Here is a 4,982-nt window from a genome sequence, read left to right as displayed (position 1 = left end):
TAGGAGTTAAATTTCCTAAAGATTCATGGGGTCTTTTATAATTATATTCTTCAATCCACTCATTTGTTAATTTTCTAACATCGTTCAGTTCAAAAAAAAGATAGGCATCTGATACCGCTTCTCAGTAAAGTCGATTAAATCTTTCTATATAGCCATTTTGCTTGGGCTTCCCAGGCTGTATAAATTGTAAGGTAATTTCTTTATCCTTATACCATATTTCTAAATCCTTAGAAGTAAACTCTGGTCCATTATCACAACGAAGAATAGTTGGCATCCTTCGGTTTTCTATGATTCGCTCCAATGTCCTAATGACTCGTTTAGATGAAAGTGAGGTAGCTATTTCTATAGACAAGGCTTCTCTTGAACAATCATCCATTACATTGAAGGTACGGAAGCGTCTTCCACTTACCACACTGTCACTCATGAAATCCATACTCCAGACGCTATTTACTTTTGTCTGGGCTACTAAAGGCTGTTTTACTCTACTTTTCCCTTAACGTTTATGGTTGAGCTTTAATAGTTTATATACTCTATAAACCTTTTTATGATTCTACCCATTACCAGCTCGCCTAATATAAGCAAATAGCTTCCTAAATCCATAAGAAGGATGCTTTAATGCTAAATCTTGCAAGACATCAATGATAGCACTATCATCTTTCTTGCTTTGATAGTAATATTGTAAACCATGTAATTTCATAAGCTTATAGGCCCTACTAACTGGTATTTCGTACTGCTCAACAATTTCCTGAGTCAGTTCGCTTTGTTGGCAGGATCCCAGCCTTTTTTTGAGATGACATCTTTTAAAATACAATGATCTAAACTCAGTTCTGCAAACATCCGTTTTAATCTGATGTTCTCCTCCTCAAGCTCTTTTAATCGCTTAACATCACTAACCATCATCCCTCCGTATTTATTCCTCCACTGATAAAACGTGCCTTCGGCTATTCCATGCTCACAGCAAATATCTCGCACATTACGACCAAGTTCCTGCTGGTGCAATATCGAAACAATTTGGGTTTCTGTAAATCGTGTCTTCTTCATAGATAATCTAAAATTAAAGGTTTTTCTTCAATTTTAAAATGTCTGTTTTTTGGGGATACTTACAATGTATGGTCGTGCTGGTTTTGAACTTCTGAGAAGAAGAGTAGTAATTACGAGTCAAAGTTAGGCTTTCACCAAAATTGACGACGAACCTATTAACTGGAATATATAATACACCATCGCTCCAGCGACCCGTTCTGACAGAGGTGTATAATACTGCTCGTGGACTTATGTGGATTTATTGACGGATGCAAATAAGAAAATTAGTATGTGTTCATCGGCCGAACCCAATGAAAATTCGATGACTGAACAATTAAATCGTACTTTAAAAGAGGATTTTAATGTGAAGTTTTTTTCTTTTTGTGAGGCTTCGGAGGTAATTGAACAAGTAATCAATACTTATAATGATTGCCGTCCGCATGCATAATTAGATTACAGAACACCTAAACAGGCGCACCAATCTATTGGTAATCAGAGACTTAGGTGGCATTCGTATAAAAAAATCATGTTTTCTAATGTGATTAGAAAACATGTAAATACGGTTTAAGGATACCTGTCAATCTATGTTAGTAGCATAATTTTAAAAATTTTTGAAAGTCCATGAGCAAATGTCATGAATTTCATAAGAACCACCCGTAGCAGCCGTAAAGCCAATGTAAAAAGGTCCATTCAAGCCTAATTTGCTATTTAAATCAATGAATGCTCTAACACTAGACTTTCCATCAAGAAATACCTCTATTACCTTATTTTTATACACGACTTTTACTATGTGTGAGTTTCCATCTGAAAGAATGGTAATCTTATCACTTATGGCAATACTATATTTTTCATCGGCATTATTAGCGTCTTGACCGTTTGTGTGAATACTAATATGATTGTCATTTGGATCACTTAGGTTGGTATTTTGCCATGTATCAAATTCAACAGCTAAAGACGCTTTTGTACCTTGATAGCCAATCCCTTCGCCGATGCTTAATTCTGGAATATTTTTACTCAAAAGAAATGTAAACCCATCCCCCCCCCCATTTCCTAACTCTGAAATTTTGAATGTGAATTCTGACTCAAAATACTCGCTCATTGTCGATTTATAGTAGGCTGCACCAACTGCACTGCTATTCGCTCCGTTAAGTCGCAAACAGCCTCTTACAACTTTAGCATCTCCTTTTAACTCAATTTGTTTTATATTATTGAAATCAACTATAGTTGCTTGATTTGCAGGTGGCATTGTTTTATTTTTGGGCTTACATGAATTAACAAAAAGTAAATTGATTATAATAATGCGGATAGTATATTGAATTTTCATACATATCTTAAATTTGAGTTTTAAAAGCTATTAAATAAAAAATGGAAAATTATTAAATTAGACGATTATAATCTTAAAACATGACTAAAACAAGTTTGTTGCGAAATATTTGTTTTACAGTAGTTTTATTTATAGAGAAGATTCATTTTATAGGTATTGAATTGTCCCTACTCCACCTGATGATTTTTATAAGATATTGATTATAAGTGATTTGTATATTCAACCATTGGATATAGTAGATTTATTTAAATCAATACTTTTATCGACAAAAATCAAAGTCATATTTTTAGACAAAACGCTTGAATTCGTTACATTTTCTCCATTTTTAAAAGTGCAAGAGCCAAGCAAAAATAACAAAATAGCTATCAAAAGAGTTTATTTCACTGAATTGAAAATAAAAAAAGAAATATAAACGCTATCATAAAGTAAGATGTTTTTGGGGAAATAAATTTTGGGTTCTGCTATAATTTTTTGATTTATCATTAGTTTTCATTTGCAAAATGCTGGTCTAATGCGTGTGGTTTTGTGCGTTACCAACTATAAAGCAGGCTTTTTAAGATGCGATTGCATAACTGTCAGAGGCGATTCCACGACTATAAGAAGCTATTCAACTGTTAGTGCTTACACCTATTTCAATGTAGCTGCACTATATACCTTTTTGTTGGCCCCCAATATCCTTTGTTCATTGTTTTTAAAATAAGGACTTGTGACATTTTTTGAAGAATCTTGTTTTGAATAACGAACCCCACTCATACTTGTAATTGTATGAATAATGTTTTCTGACGAAATCTTGGCATTCCTATGTAACTTTAAATTAGCAATTTTGTCAGGAAATATTTTCTCTAACAAAGGCGAGTACCAAACAAAATACGGCACATGTGCAATGTATTTTGAAGGAACTGGATACGCATGTTGCGATAAATTCCTTTGGTCATCAAACAAGTTTTCGCCGTGGTCAGATATATAGGTAACAGAAGAGTAAGCGTTTTGACTTGATACTAAAGTAATTACACTATCAACAACAGTATCAGTGTACAGGATACTATTATCATAGCTATTAACCAATACATCCTTGAATCTTTTATCTGCTGACTTAGAAAAGACCGTTTTATTACTTGGTTTGATAATATCAAAATAATCGGGATATCTTACGCTATAATCGTAATGGCTACCACTGGTGTGTAAAACAATAAATTTCTTATCACCTGGTTCCGTAAATATCTTTTTCAAGGTTTCTACTAACTCCATATCACGATGGACATTCTTTGTTGCTCTATAATCAGAAATAAGGAGTATCTGTTTTTCTGCTTCTTGTATATGAATACTTATGTGACCTTCATCTACTTGATTAGTCAGCCAATAAGTAGCAAACCCTGCTTCTTTGAAAGCACTAACGATGCTTTTTTGTTGGTAATGTTTATTAAAATTATCAGCTCCAACTCCTGTTAAAAGCAAAGGAATAGCATATTCTGTGATAAAACCGCCCGCAGCGGCATCATTAAAAGAGATAAGGTTTTCTCTTTTTGAGAGATGTGGAGAAGTATTCTTAGCATAGCCATTGATTCCCCAATGATCGTAACGAGAACTTTCACCAATAACCAATATATATAATTGCTTGCCGTTTATATTCACATCTTGTTTGGCATTGAATTTAAAACTTTCTCTCTCTTGTCGGGTAGAATTAACTAATTGATATTGAGCATAATTCATTTTTGCTGCATATAAAAGTGAAGTAGGAAAAATCGTATAAAACCTTGATCTAAGATTGGTAAAATATTCTTTTATTCCATTATCAAATAAGGGCAATGCCAATATGACAATCAATGAAATAAGTGAGGTGTAAGAGGCCGTTTTGGAAGGCATTGTATTGGGCACTTTATTAAATAATAGCAATAGCCCTACACCATAAAAAGCGATACCGATAGTTAGTGTAAACAAATATCCCCCTATCAATTCCATTGCTTCATGAAAATTTGTATTAAGAACCAAAAGAATGGTTGAATCGTTGATTGGAGCTCCAAAAAGGATAATTGAACCTAAATCAAAAGGAATAAGTAGAAAAATAGGCAATAAAAGATTGAGATAAAGCCTTAGGTTTTTCTTAAATAAGAATACAGGTAAAAATAGTAAGCCCAAACAAGCCAATGCTCCAAGGAGTGCCAAAGAGTATTGTTGGGTTTTAAAGAAAAAAACAAAATCACAAATAGCTATCAGCAAAATCGTGACAAAGAAAAAAACAACTGAGGTGGATTTGGATTGTGAGAAAAAACTGCGTGAAAACATATTTTCCTATTTTTTATTTGATGAAAAATATAACCACCTGCTTTCAGAAAATATTGGTTGGTTTTTTAATAAAATAATCATGTTACATAAAATAAAATGTGCCATCGGCACTACCTATTTGTAGTAGCAAAAAATAGATAAATTAGTATGTTGCTTCATAGGTGGATAATTCCTAAAACTGGATAGCGGCATCGACCGTCCGACATTACGTGGCAATTTGTTTAACATAATTTATCAAATGACAACAAATCTGCAACTACCTTTAAATATTCTTTGTCATTTCAGTCATTGAATAAGTAAAAGTCTTTATCCTCCGTTTCTATAGTTTTGGTTTTCATTTTTAGATAAAAAATTT

The 4,982-nt window shown here is 33.1% G+C and carries 3 protein-coding genes and 1 pseudogene; 1 reads left to right on the top strand and 3 read right to left on the bottom strand.

Features of this window, described 5'->3' with window-relative positions:
* A pseudogene (locus ABR854_RS25565) lies at positions 1 to 1,041 on the bottom strand (IS3 family transposase); the annotation flags it as partial.
* A 268-nt stretch (positions 1,042 to 1,309) separates the two neighbouring features.
* On the opposite strand from ABR854_RS25565, the gene ABR854_RS25560 reads away from it, so the two are divergent.
* Positions 1,310 to 1,468: an integrase core domain-containing protein gene (locus ABR854_RS25560; RefSeq protein WP_350268701.1), complete on the top strand. Its 159-nt coding sequence runs from the start codon at positions 1,310 to 1,312 to the stop codon at positions 1,466 to 1,468.
* Positions 1,469 to 1,621: 153 nt separating this feature from the next.
* On the opposite strand, the gene ABR854_RS25555 is transcribed toward ABR854_RS25560, so the two are convergent.
* Both ABR854_RS25555 and ABR854_RS25550 read right to left on the bottom strand, forming a co-directional pair.
* Positions 1,622 to 2,344 (bottom strand): L-type lectin-domain containing protein, encoded by a 723-nt coding sequence (locus ABR854_RS25555; protein ID WP_350268700.1) that lies wholly within the window; start codon positions 2,342 to 2,344, stop codon positions 1,622 to 1,624.
* A 627-nt stretch (positions 2,345 to 2,971) separates the two neighbouring features.
* Positions 2,972 to 4,507 carry a phosphoethanolamine transferase gene (locus ABR854_RS25550; protein ID WP_350268699.1) on the bottom strand — a complete coding sequence of 512 codons (1,536 nt, stop codon included), beginning with the start codon at positions 4,505 to 4,507 and terminating at the stop codon, positions 2,972 to 2,974.
* Between the last annotated feature and the right edge of the window lie 475 nt (positions 4,508 to 4,982).

The organism is Emticicia sp. W12TSBA100-4 (assembly GCF_040253585.1).
In the GTDB taxonomy this organism is placed as follows: domain Bacteria; phylum Bacteroidota; class Bacteroidia; order Cytophagales; family Spirosomataceae; genus Emticicia.
This window is presented reverse-complemented; position numbering and strand designations above follow the sequence as displayed.

Bases quoted from the DNA above. Each gene is read 5' to 3' on its own strand.
- ABR854_RS25560 (WP_350268701.1), top strand. From the start codon at position 1,310: ATGTGTTCATCGGCCGAACCCAATGAAAATTCGATGACTGAACAATTA.
- ABR854_RS25555 (WP_350268700.1), bottom strand. From the start codon at position 2,344: ATGAAAATTCAATATACTATCCGCATTATTATAATCAATTTACTTTTT.